Raw genomic sequence first — 19,362 nt, forward strand, 5'->3', positions numbered from 1 at the left:
AATCAAATACTATAACCACTATTATGAAGATAAAAAAAATAGAAGTTGAAAATTTTCGATTACTGAAGACTTTCTCAATGGATCTTGAAAATGAACTTTCTCTTGTTATCGGGAAAAACAATACAGGAAAGACTTCTATTCTGTCAGTTCTTGATAAATTTATAAATGAGAAAAGCAAATTTTCTTATGATGACTTTAATATTGATTTTAAAAACGAATTTGAAGATTTAATTAAGTCGGCTGATGTTCCCGACGAATTCCTACCCAAAGGCATTAAACTGAAAATTTATATTGAATATAACGATACAGATGACTTATCTAATGTTAGCAGAGTATTAATGGATTTAGACCCTGATAATAATAATATTGTTTTAGGTTTTGAGTACACTGTAATCTATGATGATTTTTTAAAAATTAAAGCTGACTATGCAGTCTTCGCAGCCAGTGAAAATGCCAAAAATGTTAAGAAGAAAGAATACAAGCCAAGGGAACTAAAAGATTTTTTAAAGCAAAACTTAGAAGCTTATTTTAAAATTCATAAATTCTCTTTCGAATATGATACAGCTACAAGCGACATTACCGAACTAAACCTATTGACCTTATTAGTGAAAATATTAATTTAAAAGATATCATCAGCTTCAAGTACATAAGTGCAAGAAGGGATGTGACAAATAAGGAAAAGGAAAATACGCTCTCAAAACAAACTTCAAGCCTTTATAAAAAGAAAGAAGATAGTAGCGATAAGACCCAAGCTACAGAAGATTTTAAAGACCAGCTTTCAGAAACCGACAGTACATTAAGCGACATCTATAAAGACTTATTTAAAGATGTAATAAAAAAAGTACAGGATTTTGGTGGCGTTAAGCTGAATGACACTGATATAGCAATTATTTCAACACTGCAACACCGAGAATTGCTTGAAGGGAATACTACAGTGGTGTACACTCACGATGACCACAAGTTACCAGAGCATTATAACGGTTTGGGTTATATGAACCTAATAAGTATGATTTTTGAAATTGAAATTTTGGTACAGGATTTCAAAAAAGATAAAGATAAAAAGCCCGCAGATATTAATTTGCTTATTATAGAAGAACCGGAAGCTCATACCCATCCCCAAATGCAATATGTCTTTATAAAAAATATAAAGAAACTGCTTGGAGAAGGCATCAAAAGAGATGATGGTATAAACAGACCATTACAGTACATAATCACAACGCATTCATCACACATTGTCGCAGATAGCGATTTCGATGATATTAAATATTTGAAAGCAATAGCAAAGAATAACGTAACTGCGAAAAATCTGAAAGATTTAAGAACTCAATATGATGCTGACCCAAAACAGTATCAATTCTTAAAACAATATCTAACGATTAGTAGAGCTGAAATCTTTTTTGCTGATAAAGCAGTTCTTATTGAAGGAGATACAGAAAGAATTTTGATACCAACTTTTATGCGAAAAGTTGATTTGGAAGAGGCTTCACGTTTAGAAGCTGAAGGAAATGAAGATACCTTCTTACCGCTTCTATCACAAAATATATCAATTATCGAAGTTGGGGCATATTCTCAAATCTTTGAGAAATTTATTGACTTCTTGGGTATTAAATCAGTGATATTAACAGATATAGATGCTATAAAGGTAACAGGTCAAAATGCAAAAGGGCAAGACGAATGGGGAGCGTGTCCTGTAAATGAAGGCACTAAAACAAGTAACTCAGCAATTAATCATTTCTTGAATGCTGTAACTTGGGACGATTTAAAATCCTTACCTCTTGCTAATAGAACAATTATTGTCGGGAGTTCCACAGTTTGTATATGTTACCAACAGGAAGAAAGCACCTATCACGCAAGAAGTTTTGAAGATGCCTTTATACACCTAAATAGAGCATTCGTAAAAGAAAATAGAGATACTTTCCAAGGGATAAAAAATGCTGCTGATTTTGATGATGATGCGAAAAGTCCTTACGTTTTAGCAGCGAATTGTGTTAAGAAGAAAACTCATTTTGCCTTGGATATCTTATACCACAGTAATGAAAAGTTTAGTAATTGGAATATTCCGGCTTACATTAAAAATGGTTTGTTATGGTTGAAGGAAGATTAAATTTAGAACCAGAAGTACGGGAAATTTTTCAATCTATTGATAATGGCAGAAACTTTTTATTAAGCGGGGGTGCAGGCAGTGGAAAGACTTACTCCTTGGTAAACGTAATTAGGCAGGCAATAGCTGAAAATCCAACGGCTAAGGTTGCTTGTATGACTTATACTAATGCAGCAGTAAAAGAAATTGAAGAAAGGGTAAACCATAAAAATCTTAATGTATCTACGATACACGATTTCTTATGGGATAGTATTAAACATTTTCAAAAAGAGCTTAAAGAAGCACTTATTGCCTTAGCAAACAATGAGGAGGTAACCAGAATTTCCATTGAAGAAGTCAATCCTGTACCGGAAAATTATTATGCTGTTTTACCTGATGGTGTACAGTACAAAGAGTTTGTTAGAATACGTGAAGGAATTATATCTCACGATGAATTACTCATAGTAGCCAACTATCTTTTTGAAAAATATCCCAAGCTTAGCAGCATCGTAAAAGATAAATATAAATTCATATTCATTGATGAATACCAGGATACAAGTAAAGCTGTTGTAGAAACATTTCTTACACATTTTAAGAAAAGTAAAAGAACGAATATCATAGGCTTTTTTGGAGATGCTATGCAATCAATTTATGAAGATGGCATTGGCAACTTAGACGATTATAAAGGAGATGATGCAGAAAAAGTAAACGAAATTCCAAAGAAACAAAATAGAAGAAATCCGCAACTTGTAATTGACTTGGCGAACAAACTTCGTACTGATGGCATAATTCAAGAGCCATCTGCCGACCCGAAAGCCCCTAATATGGTTGGTGGTGTAATAAAGCAAGGAACTGTTTTGTTTCTACATTCCACTGATGGATACATCAATAAGGTTGAGGCATTTTTAGAAGCTAATTATGCTTGGGATTTTAATAATTCAAAGGAAACTAAAGAACTTAATCTTACTCATAATTTAATAGCAGGTAAAGCGGGTTTTAGAAATTTGATGGATATTTATGATAAAGACCACATATTAAGTTTTAGAGATAGAATTAAGAAGTATATTAAAGATAACAATGTTGCTGCTGACTTTTCAGAAAATACATTTGGAGAAGTAATTGAAGCATTACAGCAAGGAAAAGGTGGTAGAGAGTTAAACGCAGTTCGTCCTACAAATACAATGCAGGTTTTTATTGATGGTAATGCTGAATTGTATAATTATGCGAAATCATTAAAATACTCTGAATTTTCCAAAATGTATGTTGACAAAGACCAATTACTTGATGATAAAAAGCAAGACAAAGATGATGAAAACAAGAAAGGTTCAAAAAGAGATAATCTTGTAAAACACTTATTTAAAATTCAGAATAATATTTCTCTGTATCAAAATAAAAAGTACAATGAGTTTTTAAGAGCCACAGATTATCATTTTAAAATAACAAGTATCGCAAGCAAAAAAGCCTTAAAAGAAAATATTGAAAGCCTTGTGAATGTTGGAGATAATACAATTGAACAAGTCATTAATGATGCTAACGAAAAGAGAATTTGTTTGATTGATGATAAGCTAATTGCCTTTAAAGAGAACAAAGAGTATTTGTATAATCGAGTGAAGGATGTTAAGTTTAGTGAATTTCAAAAACTATATGAATACCTTGAAGGACAAACACCATTTTCAACACAGCACAAAACCAAAGGAACAGAATTTGATAATGTTTTGGTTATACTTGATAATGGTGGTTGGAACAATTATAACTTTGGAAATCTATTCTTAGGTACAGGTTCTGCAAGTGTATTGGATAGAACTCAAAAAATATTTTACGTTTGTTGTACAAGGGCAAAAGAGAACTTAGCAGTTTTTTTTCACAATCCTGATGCAGACGTAATAGCGAAAGCCAAAGTATGGTTTGGAGAGGACAATGTCATTGATATTAGTTAACCTTATTCTTAAAAAAACAATAGGGAGTTTGCTCATATAAACTCCCCAATGTCAAAATCACTCAAATCATTTTTCCGCAAAGTGGAAGAACTGTCTTCCGTTTCAGATGAAAGGGTACTATCCAAAAGCTCGGCTATTCTTCGGGAAGCATCTTCCATAGAATTTTCCAATAGGCTGAATAATTCGGTTCCCTGTATTTTTTGAACTATAGCTATCGCTGTTTCCTTTTGGGCTGGTTCCAATTCTTCTTTTTGGAGCAATGCCCCTACGGAGCTTAGTTCGTCATAGGTAACCCCTTGGGCAAGACTGTCATCGCCACTGGATATTCCGTACCTGTTCCACTCTTCTTCCTCTTCCTCCAAATCAGGCATATTACTGAAAACTTTGTCCAGCTCTTCCTGCGGAATTTGAATACCTACGTTTTCATTTTCGTCGTATTCAATGTCTAAATTATCAGGGTTTATCTCTTGTTCCTCAATTTGGCTTTCATTGGCAGCGTTTGGCAGGAAAAGGCTTCTTACAGGCTTGGGCTGACCCATAATATCGGGCAGGTTCGGATTAACCTTTTCCTGCATTGGCTTATGCTCCGGCCTTTTCTTAATGACAATCTTGTCCTGCACCAGCAGGGCAATGACTATGAGCAAGCATATCACAATTACTGTTTCCATAGCTTATAAAATGGGTTTGTACTTATCATTGAAACTCTTGGTAATCTGCTCGCCAAATTCCTGAAAATGGTAATCCAGCAAATTGTCCAAATAGCCGTATATGGTTATCTTGTCTTCACCTATAACCTGTACAATTCGTGACATCTTTTCGTGAAAATCCGGTCGGATATAAACCGTTTTCCCGTCACGGGCATTGGTATCAGGTTTTTTGAAAAAGATACTTTCGTAGTCAGCTTCGTTTGTCCTTTTGGTTCTGCTCTTTTCTTTAACCGCAGGTTTTTCTTGTGCCAGTTCTTTAGGCTTAATCTCCTCCTTTTCGGGTTCTTCAGCAGGCGGTTCAGGTGGAAGCTGCAAGCCCTCTTTTTTTACGCCATCTACCATCAGGTTCATCATCAGTTCCTCGTTAATATCAGGCCTGGCTTTCTTTTTATTATCTTTCTCCATAGGGCTATAATTGAATGATTTTTAAAAATTCGTCTATGAACAAGTCTAACTGACTGGCTTTCATCAAACGTTCATCGGGAGGCATTACGGTAGAACGGAAAACGGTTTTGCTGTCTGTTTCGCTTTCTTTGCGGAAACGGGTGCTGTTCTTAATTTGGCTTTGCATCAGGCTTAATCCTAATTGCGCAATAAGCTGGTTATACACGCCATATAGGGGTGTGCTTTCCCTGCCATCCACTTGGTTCCAAAACAGGTTAATGGTTTCTATGGACGTTTCCCCTTTTTTCATAATCACGTCCTGCAAAAGCTGTGTGAAGATGAGCGTACTTTCCATTACCACACGGTCTGCCGTGATGGGCGTAAAAATGTGGTGCATTCCTGCCAATGCTTTCAGAATGCCGGACGTATTCACAGTTCCGGGCAGGTCAAAAAATACCACATCAACCGGAACGGAAGAAGTGTTTACAAATTCGTGAGCCGCTTCCAATACGCTATCCGCTTTGTACTGCATAATGGGATAGGCTTTTTTGTTGATGGTGGTAAATTGTTTGTACGCCAGCTTTTTCAAAGCCTCGTTTTCCATTACCATTGCCAAATCCCTTGTCTTCATTTTCATCAAGCTGTGCTGTGGAAAATCCGCATCAAATACGGCTACGTTGTAGCCCAACCGATAGTGCATCGTACTTGCAACAAGCGTTGTAAAGGTGCTTTTGCCTACACCGCCTTTTTGAGATGAAAAGGCGATAAATACTGTTTTGTGTTTTGCATTCATAATGCTGCTGTTTTTAATTATTTATATATCCATTTACCTATGTCCGTATATCCGCAATTACCTACCTGTGTACCACTGTATATAGGCTTGTCGCTGTGTGCATACTTATGTAGTTAGACAGGTAATGATGCACCAAGCTATGTAACTGAATACACGCTTATAGCTGTATGCAGGCAGGTATGTTTGTACCAACAGACCTGTTTATTTATGTGCCTGAATATGTGCGTACCCAATTGCATCATCGCATATCTCAATAGGTACTTTTTTACATAGCTGATTGCGTACTTATGTTGTTACCTGCATACCTATCTATGCCCTTATATCTATCTGTTTGTAGGCACAAAGAAATGTAGATATATAAGTGCTTTCATTATCGTGGCAGTGTTTGGCGTTCAAAGGCAGTGTTTGGCACTGATATACAATACAATGCTTTCGTAAACAGGGCTTTACTTTGTACAATGATTTTTATTAACGGATTTATGCAAAATTCTTTTGACAAATCGGAGGGTAACGGGAACGGCATCGAGCCGTTTTTCCCTGTTACATTTAATCCGGTTCCGCCTTTTTTGGCGGACGGATTTTTGTGTTCAACAGAACACGGCAAGTTGTGTTTTGAGCATCTCGGAATGATTTCCGATGCTCAAAACAACTTGCCCTTTGCAGGGGGCAGAAAACACCTTCCGAAGTCAGGGTTTTGTATGGATTTTAAAATGGATTAGTGATGAACGATAACAACAAAAAGCAATTGAAAAAGACCGGACGCCGCCCCAAAGAAGACCCGGCGACCATTCGGTACACCATTTCCTTTAACGAGCAGGAACACGCCCGCTTTCTTGCCCTTTTTGATAAATCAGGTATGCAGGTAAAAGCGCATTTTATAACGTCTTGCATCTTTGACAAGACCATAAAGACCATTCAGATTGACAAAGGAACGGTTGATTTTTATATGCGGCTGACCTCGTTTCACAGCCAGTTCCGTTCCATCGGTATAAACTATAATCAGGTTGTGAAGCTATTGTACAAGAATTTTTCAGAGAAAAAGGCGGCGGCATTTCTGTATAAACTGGAAAAACAGACGGCTGAAATGGCGATGCTGTGTCAGAAAATCATCCAAATAAGCGAGGAATTTGAAGCCAAACACCTGAAAAAATAGCGGTAGAAATGATAGCAAAAATTGGAAGAAGCGCAAATTTATACGGGGCATTAGCGTACAATCAGCTTAAAATAGAGAATGAAAACGGACAGATTTTGTTTGCGAATAAGATGATAGAAACCGCAAGCGGTCATTATTCCGTGGCGCAATTAGCACAATCTTTTGCTCCTTACCTGATAGCCAACCGCAATACCGAGAAACATACTTTGCATATTTCGCTCAATCCCGACCCGAATGATAAGGTAAGCGATGACAGATACAGGGAAATGGCAGAGCAGTATATGAGGGAAATGGGTTACGGCGAACAACCTTTTGTGGTATTCAAACATACCGATATTGACCGCAGTCATATCCATATCGTTTCAGTTTGCGTGGACGAAGAGGGCAAAAAGATTTCGGACAAATTCGAGAAAATGCGGTCTATGAATGTTTGCCGTGAACTCGAAAGGAAATACGGTTTGATACCCGCAACGGATAAGGAACACAAGCAGAACGATAAGATTTTCCGTCCGGTGGATTACAAAGCTGGAGATGTAAAAAGCCAAATCGCTTCGGTTGTTCGCCACCTGCCGAATTATTATCAATACCAAACTTTGGGAGAATACAACGCTTTGCTTTCCCTGTTCAATGTTACTACCGAAAAAGTGGAGGGCAAATTGCAGGGGCAGCTACGGCAGGGTTTATTATATATTCCGTTAAATGAAAAAGGAGAAAGAGCCGGACATCCATTCAAGGCTTCGCTTTTCGGAAAAAACGCAGGGCTACCGACTTTGGAATTGCATTTTGCAAAAAGCAAAGAGGCTTTAAAAGACCACCCGACAAAGCCAACCATTAAAGCTGCCGTTACCATTGCCCTGCAATCAACAAATGATGAGCAGGGTTTTAAAAAGCAGTTAGGCGAGCAAGGCATTAATGTAGTGGTGCGTAGAAATGACACAGGACGTATTTACGGAATAACTTTTATAGACCACAATTCTAAAACGGTTTGGAACGGTTCACGTTTAGGCAAGGAACTTTCTGCCAATACCTTTAATGATTATTGGAACAATAATATCAAACCCGAGATTAAAGAGCCAGTTGAACTACAATCGAAAATATCAAGACCAAATGATGCAGATCTTCCTGCGGAAGAACCTCATCATTTGTTCGACTTCCTGAATACTAATGAAAAACACGAAGACGGTTTGATTGAAGCATTAGGCGGTTTATTACCCGAAGCCCAGAACGAAGATTATGAGGAACAGGATTTTGCCAATAAGATGAAGAAGAAAAGAAACCGCCAAAGAGGTCAGAAATAGAAATCAGCCAAACACCGCCACGCACCGCCTTTGAGTGCCACATTTTTATAGCCACTCTTTAGAGCCTTTAAATTCACGCCCGAACATTAAAATTAAAATAATGCAGGGAGAAGACGATTTAAGAGGCTTGGCCAAAATAATGGCTTTTATGCGGGCAGTAAGTATCCTTTTGGTACTGATGCACCTTTATTGGTTCTGCTACGGTTTCTTTATGGAACGTGGCTGGACATTAGAAGTCATCAACAAAATACTGACCAATTTCAACCGGACCGCGGGTTTGTTTTCGCACACCATATATACTAAAATCTTCGCTTTGGTGTTGTTGGCGTTAAGCTGTTTGGGTACAAAGGGCGTAAAGAATGAAAAGATAACCTGGTCTAAAATTTATGTAGCATTGGGAGTTGGTTTTGTACTGTTCTTTCTGAATACGCCATTGCTAAAACTACCTCCTCCAATAGGCACATTCCTGTATATCCTGTCTATCTCTTTAGGTTACATTCCTTTACTGATGGCAGGCGTATGGATGAGCCGTTTGCTCCGTACTAATCTGATGGAAGATGTTTTTAACAACGAGAACGAAAGTTTTCAGCAAGAAACAAAATTGATGGAGAACGAGTATTCCGTTAACCTGTCCACCAAGTTTTATTACAAAAACAGATGGAATGACGGCTGGATTAACATCGTCAACCCCTTTCGGGCAACGATTGTGTTGGGCACTCCTGGATCTGGAAAATCATACGCCATCGTAAACAATTACATCAAGCAACAAATTGAGAAAGGCTTCTCCATGTACATATACGATTTCAAGTTTGACGACCTTTCTACCATTGCCTACAATCATTTATTGAAGCATCGGGATAAGTACAAAGTTCAACCCAAATTCTACGTGATAAATTTCGATGACCCACGTAAGAGCCACCGTTGCAATCCTCTTAATCCCGACTTTATGACGGACATTTCTGACGCATACGAAGCGGCATATACCATAATGTTAAATCTTAATAGGTCGTGGATACAGAAGCAGGGGGATTTTTTCGTGGAAAGTCCAATTATTCTATTGGCAGCTATTATCTGGTATCTGAAAATTTATGAAGACGGTAAATATTGTACGTTTCCACACGCCATTGAATTGCTGAACAAAAAGTATTCGGACGTATTTACCATTTTAACCTCATATCCCGATTTAGAAAATTATTTGTCGCCTTTTATGGATGCGTGGCAAGGCGGAGCGCAAGACCAATTACAGGGGCAGATAGCATCGGCTAAAATTCCTTTGTCAAGAATGATTAGCCCGCAATTGTATTGGGTTATGACGGGAGATGATTTTTCGTTAGACATCAATAATCCAAAAGAGCCGAAAATTTTATGTGTCGGCAATAATCCGGACCGCCAAAATATTTACTCCGCAGCATTAGGATTGTACAATTCAAGGATTGTCAAACTCATCAACAAAAAAGGGCAATTAAAGAGTTCCGTTATCATTGATGAGCTGCCCACGATTTATTTTAGAGGACTGGATAACCTTATCGCAACAGCAAGAAGTAATAAGGTGGCAGTTTGTTTGGGCTTTCAGGATTTTTCGCAATTAACAAGGGATTACGGTGACAAAGAGAGTAAGGTTATTCAAAATACAGTAGGTAACATTTTTAGTGGCCAGGTGGTCGGCGAAACGGCAAAAAGCCTTTCGGAACGCTTCGGAAAAGTATTGCAGAAACGCCAAAGTATGACCATCAATCGAAATGATAAATCAACTTCCATATCTACCCAGTTGGATAGCTTGATACCTGCCTCGAAAATTTCAACTTTGACACAGGGTATGTTCGTGGGTTCTGTTTCTGATAATTTTGATGAACGTATCGAGCAAAAAATATTTCACGCCGAAATTGTGGTGGATAATGAAAAGGTTGCTGCCGAAACTAAAGTCTATCAGAAGATACCGCAAATCTTATCCTTTGTTGACGAGAGTGGAACAGATAATATGAAACAGGAAATTGAAGCGAATTACAGGCAGATAAAAAAAGATATTGAACTGATAATTGAAAATGAACTGACACGTATAAACAGTGACCCAGATTTACAACATTTGTTACAGCGGGGGTAGTTTTCCAATACCCACCTGAAAGACGGTCTTACAGTTGAATGAGTTTATTGTCCGATATCAGCCAAGCTGGGAAAGATTATTTTTATTCATTTAGTGGTAGAATCATTAGAACAGACATAATATTTAGTAAATTTGTTGTTCTAATTGGCTAAGAAGTGGAGAAAGTATTGATAATAGATGACGAAGAGAAGTTGAGAAACCTCCTTTCAAAGATTATTAGTTTTGAAGGTTTTGAAGTTTTTCAGGCGTCTAACATAAAATCGGGATTGCAACGATTAGAGGTGGAGGAAATAGACGTAGTGATATGCGACGTTAAGCTCCCTGATGGTAGTGGTGTAGATACTGCTAAAGTTATCAAAGAAAAATATCCTGCAGTAGAAGTTATTCTGTTGACGGCGTTTGGCAATATTCCTGATGGTGTAAGGGCGATTAAAAACGGTGCCTTCGACTATATCACAAAAGGAGATGACAACAATAAAATCATCCCGCTTCTATATAAAGCCAGTGAAAAGGTAGCATTAAATAAAAGAGTCCAACAATTAGAAAAGCAGTTGGGTGAAAAATATTCATTTGATAAAATTATCGGTACATCAAAGCCAATTTTAAAAGCAATTGAATTAGCAAAGAAGGTTGCTCCAAAAGATACAACAGTATTGTTAACCGGAGAAACAGGTACGGGTAAGGAGGTTTTTGCACAGGCCATTCATCAAGGTAGTTCAAGAGCCACCCAAAATTTTGTTGCGATAAACTGTTCCGCTTTTAGCAAAGAGCTCTTAGAAAACGAATTATTTGGTCATAAAGCGGGTTCATTTACCGGAGCTACCAAAGACCAAAAAGGGCTTTTTGAGGAAGCACACAACGGGACTATATTTTTGGATGAGATTGGAGAAATGGCAATGGACTTGCAAGCCAAAATTTTACGTGTATTGGAAACAGGTGAGTTTTTACGTGTTGGTGATGCAAAACCCATCAAAGTTAATGTCCGTATCATAGCCGCTACCAACCGAAATCTGGAAAATGAGATTGAGTTAGGTCATTTCAGGAGTGATTTGTTTTACAGACTTTCTGTATTTTGCATTCAGCTCCCATCTTTGAGAGAACGTATAAAAGACATCAAATTGTTGGCACAATATTATGCAGATCTTTTTGCTCTCAAATCCAATAGAAAACCTTTAACCTTATCGGAAGATTATATTACAGCGTTGGAAAATAATCCTTGGAAGGGAAATATCAGAGAGTTGAAAAACGTGATCGAAAGAAGTGTAATTCTGGTAGATTCTGACATATTAGATCGGGATACTTTGCCTGTCGACCTGCAATATGCCAAATCCAATACACAGCAACTATCTGCGTTTTCTATGGCCAGTGCCGAAAAGTTACACATTCAAAAAATACTCAATCATACAGACGGCAATAAAGCAGAAACAGCCCGATTGTTAGAAATTGGAGTGGCAACATTATATAGAAAAATGGAACAATACAAAATCAAGTGAAGTCTTATTCTAATTTCCCCTTAGCGAATTTCTGTAAATCTTCGTTGGCTCCATAAATCACGATGATATCATCCCGCTGAAGCATCGTAGTGGGTTCGGGAATTCCCTGTACATTGGGCACTATTTTGCTTTTGCCTAAAAAACTCTTTTCTTGCGTATCTCGAATAATGGTAAGAATCAAGACATTGTGATATTCTCTGAATTTGACTTCCTCAATCGTTTTGCCAACATATTTTTCAGGTACCACAATCTCTACGATGCTGAAATTCTTGTTTAGCTCAAAAGAATCTACCACACCTTTCAAACATAGCTTTTTAGCCCAACGCTCAGCAGTTTCTTCTTCAGGACGTACAATTTCATTCACCCCGAGTGCCTGCAACACATTCTCGTGCAATGGATTTATGGAACGACTGATTAATCTTTTGACCCCTAAATTTTTAAAGTGTGCCGTTACCATGATGTTAGCACCTTCGTCTTCCCCGATACAAACCATCACGACATCGGTATTCTTCAATGGAAGGTGTGTTATAGCTGACTGATCGGTTGCGTTCATACAGATAGTATGAGATAACTTATCCTTTAGTGCAACTACCTTTTCATCTCGTGAATCCACTCCGATTACTTCGTTTCCTTGTTGGGTTAGCTTCTCGGCCAATGAACCTCCAAAGTTTCCCAAGCCTATAATTATAAATTTCATTCTAAATCTTCTTTTTAGTTGATTAATATTTCATCCGATGGATAATGATAATTCGCTTGCTTAACCTTCTTAAAAAAGGCAATAAGAATGGTTAGCATACTTACTCTGCCTATTAACATCGTAGCCAAAAGCACCATTTTGCTCTCGTTACTCAAGTCTCCTGTTATCCCCAAACTAAGCCCAACAGTGCTGTAAGCGGAAAAGCTTTCAAATGCAATATCTAATAGCGGAATATGATTGTCGTAATGAGAGATCAGAAAAACGCTAGAACCAATCACCAATAATGATAGACTCATCACAGCAAAAGCCCTTCTTACGGAAATGTCTGCCACTTCTCGTCGGAAAATTTCGATTTTACGTTTACCTTTTGCAAGACTCAAATAATTTAATGTGGCAATTGCAAATGTACTTGTTTTAATACCTCCACCGGTTGAGGCAGGAGATGCACCGACCCACATTAAGAAAATGATGATAATGATAGAAGAAAAATGCATTTGGCTAAAGTCTATGGAATTAAAACCTGCCGTTCTAGGGGTCGTTGCTGCGAACAGTGCAGTGATAATTTTTCCAACCCCTGCATGATTACCCAAAACATTATAATATTCCTTGATGTAGATAATAACGGTTCCTAAAACAATCAGGATGCCCGTGGTTAGTAAATTTATTTTATTGCTCAAGGTCAAAATCCATGGACGGTAGTTGTTCTTCTTTTCTACAAACCAAAGAATATATCTTGCTATCAGATGTTTTATATATCTTACGGAATTTATCACGATTGGAAACCCTAATCCACCGAATACAAATATCACAACAATAATAAACTGTAGAGGATAATTATAGACATAACTTGTTTCCATCATTCCATTGGGCAAGGTTGAAAATCCTGCATTGCAGAAAGCGGAAATAGAATGAAAAACGGAAAAATATATTCTTTCCGAAAAGGATGGAATTAGGGCTTTATCTAAATTGAAGAAAATGAGTACTGCTCCAATAAATTCTATCAAAAAAGTAATGGTCAAAATCCTTTTTACAGTTGTAAAAACCTCGCCAATCTTCTCAGAATTAGTCATATCACTTAATGCCAACTGGTTTTCGTAGGTTGATCCACCTTTAAAGAAATAACTAAAGTAGCTCGCAAAGGTTAGAATACCCAAACCACCTGCTTGTATCAATAGCATGATTAATGTTTGACCAAGTGGAGTGAAAAAACTGCTCGTATCCACCACGATTAGCCCTGTTACACACACCGCACTGGTAGAAGTGAATAAGGCATCTACAAAATTTATCCCTCCATAAGTTGCTTTAGGAAGCATTAATAATAAAGCACCTATGACGATTAATCCCATAAAGCTGATGATAAATAACTGAGCAGGATTCAGTAAAGAACGCTTATAGCTTAACCGTGGGCGGGTAAATTCTCGAATCAGTTTTAATATAACAGCCCATCTTATCCAGTGAGTTATCTCTGATATTCCCTCATTTGATAATTGTTTGTACAAACAATAAAGCACAAACAAAACACTCAGCCCGTCAAAAATAAAAACACTTAATATGAACTCTTTACGATGATAGTAGTATTTCAGGACGGTATAAAAAATACCAATGATCAATACAAACAGATATAATGAGATGATGCCTAATTGTAAGGCTGGATTGAGTACAAAACCGTAATCAGCTATAAGTGCTGTAAGTGCTACCAGGTGCAATACAACAATGAGTTGTTGAATCCATTTGGCATATAAAAACTCTTTCATTTATGTTCTGTCCAGACTATAAGTTATTATTTGCTTTGCTTGCTCAAAACATAATACCCCAACACACCTCCGATAATAGATGCTGCAAAAATTCCTATTTTGGCCTGTGTCATATATTCTTCATGCGAAAAAGCTAATGAAGTCACAAATAATGACATGGTAAATCCAATAGAAGCAAGCAAACCTAAACCAAACAAATTTCTTAGATTCATTCCTTCGGGGAAAGGAGCTACTTTCAATTTCACCAACAGCCATGTAAAACCGACCACGCCAACCACTTTCCCTACCAACAAACCTAAAGCAACTCCCAAAGCCACATTGGTACTAAACAAATGCTCCATATCTATAGCCAATGAAACACCTGCATTTGCCAGTGCAAATACCGGAATAATAATAAATGTAACCATCGGGTGCATGGCATGTTCCAATCTTTGAAGTGGCGGAGTCGCCGCTACCGTACTGTTTTGGATTTCTTCGAGAACATGCAACTGTTCATTTGTCAACGTAGGCTTGCTATTGTCAGGATCTATTCCTTTAAACTTATCCAACAAACGTTGAATATTATTACTGAATATTTTTTCATTGATTTTTACATCCGCCGGAATAGTAAATGCCGCCAAAACCGCTGCAATCGTGGCATGTACACCAGATAACAAAAATGTAGTCCAAACACCACCAATACCTAAAATAGCGTAGAACAAAATACTCCTCACTCCCATTTTATTACCGATGTACATTGTCAACAGTACTAACGCCCCAATAACGAGATGGAACATAGAGATATCTGAAGTATAGAAAAAAGCAATGACCAGCACGGCTCCCAAATCATCAACGATAGCCAAAGCGGTCAAAAAAACTTTTAGGGTCAGTGGAATTCTGCTGCCTAATAAGTAAAGTACCCCCAAAGCAAAAGCAATATCGGTCGCCATAGGGATTCCCCAGCCACTGTGCACTTCTCCGCTTGGGTTTAAAAACAGATATATTGCAGCAGGTACTGCCATTCCACCAAATGCAGCAGCAATAGGCAACAATGCTTTACGTGGATTCGATAACTCGCCCCCAACAATCTCTCTTTTTAGTTCCAAGCCGACCACAAAGAAAAATATAGCCATCAGACCATCATTGATCCAGTGATGCAGGTTATACTCAAAATAAGTATTTCCGTCTAACTGAAAACCAAACCTGTGTTCGAGAATATGGTGATATTCTTCTGCTAAAGGTGAGTTTGCTAATATCAAAGCAATGACTACACTAATACCTAATACGATTCCACCTGCTTTTTCATTCTTAATAAAGCTCTGTATAGGCGATACAATTTTTTCAATAGGCGTTCTTTTTACTTTATTCATCTTTTATGATTACCCCTCTATTTTATGCTGAAAATGACTTAGAAACCAGTCATTTTTCGATTATGTAAAGTACAAAAATATAAAATTCAAAACGATTCTCCTTACTAATCAAGGCAATATCGCTCAGCCTAGACTGGATACCTTTTATCATAAATTGACACGGTAGTATCATTATGAGAATGACCCTATCATTATGAGAAGGTTTTTCGTGAGAAAGAATTAAAAGAAATCAAATAATAACCTCATTTACAGTATCTTAACTCAAGTGGGTTTTCACTGGAATAAATTTTGGCACAGGGTATACAAAAGAAATTAAAAATGAGGAAAAGAAATGTCAAATGGAAACAGCAGAAAGAACCGCCTTCGTTTCCAAAATGGCTAAAATCATACCACTTATTGCTTTTCGCATTTATTGTGGTTATGATTTTTGGAGCAATTATGAAGCACATTAGTACCACTTAAAAATAAATAAAAATGATAACAATAGTTTTAGTACTCGCAGGTTTAGCCTGCTTCGGTCTGTTCATTAAGTCAATTGACTTCTTTGAGAAAATCTAAAATAAAATGAAAACAAAAATCATAAATACGATACAACAATGGGCTCCTGAAGCCGCAAGACTCATTCCTGATTTGGATACTTTGGACGATTCTATTGCAGACTATCTGCTACTGCATAAACTGGCAGAAGTTTGTTCACAAAAAATAGGTTCTGGATTAGAAGATGAATTAGAGCGTGTTCAAGAGATAGCCAAAGTTATAAATCTTTTGTATCAAGGAGGAAATCAATACACGCGGAATGCCATTGAAAATGAGTTTCTGACAGCGCTATCTTTTGAAGAAAGCCCAGGAAGCCTAAAAAAACATATGGATTTATTTCCGATCGAATTACGGAAAGGGTATATCAAAACCATTTTAGAAAACTAATTAAGTAATGAAAGTTTTAAAAGAAAAAACACATTGGTCGGCTAAAATAAAAAAAGCAGTATTAGCAATTTTATTGTTTGTCCTGTTTGCCGTATGCGTAAAGCTTGGCGGATTCGCAGGTCTTTTGATCGGCTTTGTATTTTTCTTTTTATTCTTTCAATTAATAAGCAGATGAAAAAAGAACGAAAATCAAATAGGGAAATAGTTACGGATATATTGGCAAAAGTACTTTTAGCTTTTATTGTCTTCTGTATTTTCTATGCGATGTTCTCCAGTAAATAAAAAGAAGTTTTTAAATCAATGAACGAAATAAATGAAAACACAGCCAGTACTTATCTGGCACATCACTACGGTGAAATTAAAGAAGAAATCAATGAACTATCCATGCGAAAAAATTTTGCAGGAATATTTCAGGCAATCGTCAACCACATCAATCTCTTGCTTTCCAAAGGACAGATAGAGAAAATTGGGGTAAAGATTAAGTTCATCGGTTGGCTTCATAAAAGAGGAAATGAGTATGTACAATACATCATTGAAAATTTGTTTGTGCGCTCTTTTGAAGGAATGAAAAGACGTTGCACTACAGAACAATGGATTTATATGTACCAGCTCATTCCCAATAACCTGAAGCATGTTTATCAGCTTCAGAACACAAATTATTTAACACAAAAAACAAGTCTATGACAGCATTATTCATAGTAGCCATAGGTGTATTTGTCTATATATGCTACGTATTGCTCAAACCAGAAAAATTTTAAAACGCTTCAGCAGATGAAGAAAGATACAAAAGGAAAAATCAAGGAATGGGTATCCATCATATTCTGGATACTGTTCTTCATTTCGATCATTTATCTGGCTTTTCTAAAAATTCAAATATTGCTATGAAAAAGATACTTACTGAAATGAAAGATGTAGCCCGAATTGCTTTGATATTCCTGATTGTATTAGCATTGGTCAGGCTGTTCGGATGGATGTTTAAAACCATATTTAATTAATAAAAATGAATACAGAAATTTTAGGAATAATCGTAATGTTTACCCTGTCGATATTGCTTGCAATACCCTACGGTAAATACATTGCAAAAGTCTATGGCGGTGAAAAAACGCTGCTCGATCCGATTTTTAATCCGATAGAGCGAATCTTTTACAAAATAAGCGGTATCAATCCGCAAACAGAAATGAACTGGAAACAACAAATGGTCGCATTGATTACCATTAATATGGTCTGGTTCCTGTTGGGAATGGTTGTTTTGATGAATCAGGATAACCTTCCGTTAAACCCCGATAAAAATCCGAGTATGTCAGCAGACCTGGCATTTAATACCGTGATATCATTTGTGGTAAACTGTAATCTGCAACACTATTCCGGGGAATCAGGATTAAGTTATCTTGGACAATACTGGTTAATGTTCTTACAGTTTGTAAGTGCGGGAACTGGTATGGCTGCTGCTGTAGTGTTATTTAGAGCATTCAGAGACAAATCATCTGAAACCTTGGGTAATTTTTACAACACCTTTGTAAAATCTTGTACACGTATTTTATTACCTGTATCATTTGTAATTGCCATCATTCTTGCATTTGAAGGTACCCCGATGACTTTTGAAGGTAAAGACGCTATTACCACTTTACAAGGTGATTCTGTGGAAGTATCAAGAGGACCCGCAGCGGCATTTGTGCCTATTAAACACGTAGGAACCAACGGAGGTGGATTCTTTGGAGTGAATTCTGCCCATCCGTTTGAAAATCCATCCTACCTATCCAATATGGTCGAAATGGTGGCTCAGCTGATCGTACCATTAGCGATGATCTTTGCCTTTGGCTATTTTATCAGAAGAAGAAAATTATCGTGGATGATATTCGGTGTAATGACAGTAGGTTTTTTAATGCTGACCATTCCAAATATCAACATGGAAATGAACGGAAATCCTGCTATTGCAGCTATGGGAATTGATAATTCTCTTGGAGCAATGGAAGGAAAGGAAATTCGATTAGGAGCACCTGCATCTGGCTTTTGGAGCATTGTCACCACTGTAATCTCTACTGGATCAGTAAACTCTATGCACGATAGCTCAATGGCATTGTCAGGCATGAATGAGCTATTGGCAATGATGATCAATGCGTTTTATGGAGGAGTCGGTGTAGGAATACTTAACTTCTTTATTTTCATCATTCTTGCTGTATTTATCAGTGGATTGATGGTAGGAAGAACACCTGAATTCTTAGGTAAAAAAGTGGAGGCAAGAGAAATGAAAATAGCGATGATTATTGCCTTGCTTCATCCTTTCCTAATATTAGTAGGAACAGCATTAGCCGCTGCATCACCACAATATACTATGGACTCTCTAAATAACCCTGCATTTCACGGATTGAGTGAAATGCTTTACGAATACACCTCATCATCTGCCAACAACGGTAGTGGATTTGAAGGATTGGGCGATAATACACCTTGGTGGAATATCAGCACCGGATTTGTGCTTATCCTTTCACGATTCCTACCGATCATAGGTCCTGTAGCAATTGCAGGCTTGTTAGCCCAAAAGAAATATGTACCAGAGGGAGACGGAACCCTAAAAACCGATACGGCAACTTTCGGACTGATGGTATTCGCTGTAATCGCCATCGTAGCTGCTTTGGCATTCTTCCCGGTATTGGCTTTAGGACCTATTGCAGAGTACTTTTCACTTTATTAAACT

Annotated in this window: 19 protein-coding genes; 13 read left to right on the forward strand and 6 right to left on the reverse strand. The window is 37.3% G+C overall.

What is annotated here, in order from left to right; translation table 11 throughout:
* Positions 1 to 23 precede the first annotated feature (23 nt).
* Genes EDC17_RS16995 through EDC17_RS03305 form a run of 3 tightly spaced genes read left to right on the forward strand, consistent with a single transcriptional unit; the run spans position 24 to position 4,017 of the window.
* Positions 24 to 623: an AAA family ATPase gene (locus EDC17_RS16995; RefSeq protein ID WP_207895650.1), complete on the forward strand. Its 600-nt coding sequence runs from the start codon at positions 24 to 26 to the stop codon at positions 621 to 623.
* A 23-nt stretch (positions 624 to 646) separates the two neighbouring features.
* Positions 647 to 2,104, forward strand: coding sequence for an ATP-dependent nuclease (locus tag EDC17_RS03300; protein ID WP_394343343.1), 1,458 nt, complete (start codon positions 647 to 649; stop codon positions 2,102 to 2,104).
* Entirely contained in the window at positions 2,086 to 4,017 is a 1,932-nt protein-coding gene (locus tag EDC17_RS03305) for a UvrD-helicase domain-containing protein (protein ID WP_132776737.1), read from the forward strand. Before EDC17_RS03300 ends, EDC17_RS03305 begins: the two co-directional genes overlap by 19 nt.
* 32 nt (positions 4,018 to 4,049) lie before the next feature.
* Here EDC17_RS03305 and EDC17_RS03310 read toward each other — a convergent pair whose 3' ends face one another.
* Genes EDC17_RS03310 through EDC17_RS03320 form a run of 3 tightly spaced genes read right to left on the reverse strand, consistent with a single transcriptional unit; the run spans position 4,050 to position 5,901 of the window.
* A complete protein-coding gene (locus tag EDC17_RS03310) occupies positions 4,050 to 4,685 on the reverse strand; it encodes a conjugal transfer protein TraD (protein WP_132776738.1) in 636 nt (211 codons plus the stop codon).
* A 3-nt stretch (positions 4,686 to 4,688) separates the two neighbouring features.
* Positions 4,689 to 5,129: a DUF3408 domain-containing protein gene (locus tag EDC17_RS03315; protein ID WP_132776739.1), complete on the reverse strand. Its 441-nt coding sequence runs from the start codon at positions 5,127 to 5,129 to the stop codon at positions 4,689 to 4,691.
* Positions 5,130 to 5,133: 4 nt separating this feature from the next.
* Entirely contained in the window at positions 5,134 to 5,901 is a 768-nt protein-coding gene (locus EDC17_RS03320; protein WP_132776740.1) for a ParA family protein, read from the reverse strand.
* A gap of 458 nt (positions 5,902 to 6,359) precedes the next feature.
* Here EDC17_RS03320 and EDC17_RS03325 point away from each other — a divergent pair, with 458 nt between their 5' ends.
* The 5 genes from EDC17_RS03325 to EDC17_RS03345 all read left to right on the forward strand — a co-directional run bounded on the left by EDC17_RS03325 (position 6,360) and on the right by EDC17_RS03345 (position 11,946).
* Positions 6,360 to 6,620 carry a hypothetical protein gene (locus EDC17_RS03325; RefSeq protein WP_132776741.1) on the forward strand — a complete coding sequence of 87 codons (261 nt, stop codon included), beginning with the start codon at positions 6,360 to 6,362 and terminating at the stop codon, positions 6,618 to 6,620.
* A 2-nt stretch (positions 6,621 to 6,622) separates the two neighbouring features.
* On the forward strand, positions 6,623 to 7,054 hold the full coding sequence (gene mobA / locus EDC17_RS03330) for a conjugal transfer protein MobA (RefSeq protein WP_113264906.1): 432 nt from the start codon (positions 6,623 to 6,625) through the stop codon (positions 7,052 to 7,054).
* Between the two features lie 8 nt (positions 7,055 to 7,062).
* The gene (gene mobB / locus EDC17_RS03335) at positions 7,063 to 8,352 is read left to right on the forward strand and encodes a conjugal transfer protein MobB (RefSeq protein ID WP_132776742.1); all 1,290 of its coding nucleotides are present in this window, start codon (positions 7,063 to 7,065) and stop codon (positions 8,350 to 8,352) included.
* A 100-nt stretch (positions 8,353 to 8,452) separates the two neighbouring features.
* Positions 8,453 to 10,453, forward strand: a complete 2,001-nt coding sequence (gene mobC, locus EDC17_RS03340) for a conjugal transfer protein MobC (RefSeq protein WP_132776743.1) — start codon at positions 8,453 to 8,455, stop codon at positions 10,451 to 10,453.
* 155 nt (positions 10,454 to 10,608) lie between these two features.
* Positions 10,609 to 11,946 carry a sigma-54-dependent transcriptional regulator gene (locus EDC17_RS03345; protein ID WP_123247850.1) on the forward strand — a complete coding sequence of 446 codons (1,338 nt, stop codon included), beginning with the start codon at positions 10,609 to 10,611 and terminating at the stop codon, positions 11,944 to 11,946.
* Between the two features lie 4 nt (positions 11,947 to 11,950).
* On the opposite strand, the gene EDC17_RS03350 is transcribed toward EDC17_RS03345, so the two are convergent.
* From EDC17_RS03350 to nhaA, 3 genes are read right to left on the reverse strand one after another with little or no spacing between them, the layout of a single operon-like run.
* Positions 11,951 to 12,643, reverse strand: a complete 693-nt coding sequence (locus EDC17_RS03350; RefSeq protein ID WP_132776744.1) for a potassium channel family protein — start codon at positions 12,641 to 12,643, stop codon at positions 11,951 to 11,953.
* 14 nt (positions 12,644 to 12,657) lie between these two features.
* Positions 12,658 to 14,397 carry a TrkH family potassium uptake protein gene (locus EDC17_RS03355; protein WP_207895652.1) on the reverse strand — a complete coding sequence of 580 codons (1,740 nt, stop codon included), beginning with the start codon at positions 14,395 to 14,397 and terminating at the stop codon, positions 12,658 to 12,660.
* A gap of 26 nt (positions 14,398 to 14,423) precedes the next feature.
* Positions 14,424 to 15,746: a Na+/H+ antiporter NhaA gene (gene nhaA, locus EDC17_RS03360; RefSeq protein WP_132776745.1), complete on the reverse strand. Its 1,323-nt coding sequence runs from the start codon at positions 15,744 to 15,746 to the stop codon at positions 14,424 to 14,426.
* 564 nt (positions 15,747 to 16,310) lie between these two features.
* Between nhaA and EDC17_RS03365 the strand changes: the two genes are divergently transcribed.
* From EDC17_RS03365 to kdpA, 5 genes are all read left to right on the forward strand, one after another.
* Complete coding sequence (locus tag EDC17_RS03365) at positions 16,311 to 16,670, forward strand: DUF7674 family protein (protein ID WP_123247948.1); 360 nt, start codon at positions 16,311 to 16,313, stop codon at positions 16,668 to 16,670.
* A 7-nt stretch (positions 16,671 to 16,677) separates the two neighbouring features.
* A complete protein-coding gene (locus EDC17_RS16795; protein ID WP_165352998.1) occupies positions 16,678 to 16,845 on the forward strand; it encodes a hypothetical protein in 168 nt (55 codons plus the stop codon).
* Between the two features lie 125 nt (positions 16,846 to 16,970).
* The gene (locus EDC17_RS03370; protein ID WP_129758660.1) at positions 16,971 to 17,354 is read left to right on the forward strand and encodes a DUF7674 family protein; all 384 of its coding nucleotides are present in this window, start codon (positions 16,971 to 16,973) and stop codon (positions 17,352 to 17,354) included.
* Positions 17,351 to 17,428 carry a K(+)-transporting ATPase subunit F gene (gene kdpF / locus EDC17_RS17550; RefSeq protein WP_081623247.1) on the forward strand — a complete coding sequence of 26 codons (78 nt, stop codon included), beginning with the start codon at positions 17,351 to 17,353 and terminating at the stop codon, positions 17,426 to 17,428. The genes EDC17_RS03370 and kdpF overlap by 4 nt, the downstream gene beginning before the upstream one ends.
* 242 nt (positions 17,429 to 17,670) lie before the next feature.
* The gene (kdpA, locus tag EDC17_RS03380) at positions 17,671 to 19,359 is read left to right on the forward strand and encodes a potassium-transporting ATPase subunit KdpA (protein ID WP_132776746.1); all 1,689 of its coding nucleotides are present in this window, start codon (positions 17,671 to 17,673) and stop codon (positions 19,357 to 19,359) included.
* Positions 19,360 to 19,362: the final 3 nt, after the last annotated feature.

The organism is Sphingobacterium alimentarium (assembly GCF_004342685.1).
GTDB lineage: Bacteria > Bacteroidota > Bacteroidia > Sphingobacteriales > Sphingobacteriaceae > Sphingobacterium > Sphingobacterium alimentarium.